The 1,369-nt window shown below is 63.3% G+C and carries 1 protein-coding gene; it reads right to left on the bottom strand.

The window, feature by feature from the left end; genetic code table 11:
* The coding region (locus ASF84_RS10645) for a condensation domain-containing protein (RefSeq protein ID WP_236709413.1) at positions 1–1,369 on the bottom strand (1,369 nt) is incomplete at both ends.

The raw sequence follows: 1,369 nt of genomic DNA, 5'->3' as shown, positions 1-1,369 counted from the left end.
GTTGGCCCGCCGGTTCAGCTCGGCATAGCTCAGCGACTGCTCGCCAAGCACCAGGGCCGTGGCCTGTGGCGTCCTGGCCACTTGCTGTTCGATCAGTTGGTGCAGGCACTGCCCGGCCGGGTAGCGGGCCTCGGTGGGGTTCCATGCGCGGACGATCTGTTGATATTCATCGGTACTCAGCAGGGGTAACCCGGCCAAGGGTTTATCAAACGACTTGACCACGCCTTGCAGCAAGAACTTCCAGTGCCTGGCCAGGCGCTCGATGGTCGTGGCATCGAACAACGCCGTCACATACGTCAACGAGGCCCCGACACCCGCTTCATGCTCGAAGGTATTGAGGGTCAGGTCGAACTGCGCCGATACGCCTTCCCACGACAACCCCTCCACCTGCAAGCCCGGGATGGCCTTGAAGGCGCCTCTGGCCTGGGTCTGGTGGTTGAACATCACCTGGAACAAYGGGCTGTGGCTCAGGCTGCGATCCGGCTGCAAGGCCTCCACCAGTTGCTCGAACGGCAGTTCCTGGTAGGCCTGTGCTTCCAGCACGGTCTGGCGAACCTGCTGCAGCAATTGCTCGAATGTGGTGGTCAGCTCGAACGTTGCCTTGAGCACCTGGGTGTTGACGAAAAAGCCGATCAGCCGCTCGGTTTCAACTCGCGTACGGTTGGCCACCGGCACCCCGATACGAATGTCGTTTTGTCCCGAATAGCGCTGCAGCACACTCTGGAAGCTGGCCAGCAGCACCATGAACAGCGTGCARCCCTGACGCTGGGCCAGCGCCTTGAGTGCGCTCACCAGCCCGGCGTCCAGCAGCACTTCCAGSCGGGCCCCGCGCTGATCCGGCACGGATGGACGTGGCCGGTCGGTGGGCAACTCCAGCACCGGCTGTTCACCGCCCAGCTGTGCCTGCCAGTAGGCCAGTTGCCGCTCCTGTTCACCGGCCTCCATCCAGTTGCGCTGCCAGATCGCATAGTCGGCGTACTGGATGGGCAAGGCCGGCAGACTGACCTCGGCGAGTCCCTGGCTGTAGCCTTCGTACAATTGCACCAGCTCATCGACCAGCACCGGCATCGACCAGCCATCGGAGACGATATGGTGCAGGGTCACCACCAGGACATGTGCGTCCTCTGCCAGGCCCAGCAGCCTGACGCGCAGCAACGGGCCGTGTTCCAGATCGAACGGCCGGCGTACTTCTTCCTCGACCCAGGCCTGGGCGGTCTGGCCAGGCCTCAACCGGTCAACCGCCAGGAGGAAGGGCTGGACCGCATGGATAATCTGAATCGACTGCCCGGCGTCCTGGCCAAAGGTGGTGCGCARGGTTTCGTCTGTCCATATATGAAGGCAACGCCTGAACCGGCATGGGCTGCGCGCC

It is taken from the genome of Pseudomonas sp. Leaf127, assembly GCF_001423155.1.
In the GTDB taxonomy this organism is placed as follows: domain Bacteria; phylum Pseudomonadota; class Gammaproteobacteria; order Pseudomonadales; family Pseudomonadaceae; genus Aquipseudomonas; species Aquipseudomonas ovata.
The sequence above is the reverse complement of the archived record's forward strand: the minus strand, read 5'-3'. Positions and strand labels throughout refer to the sequence as shown.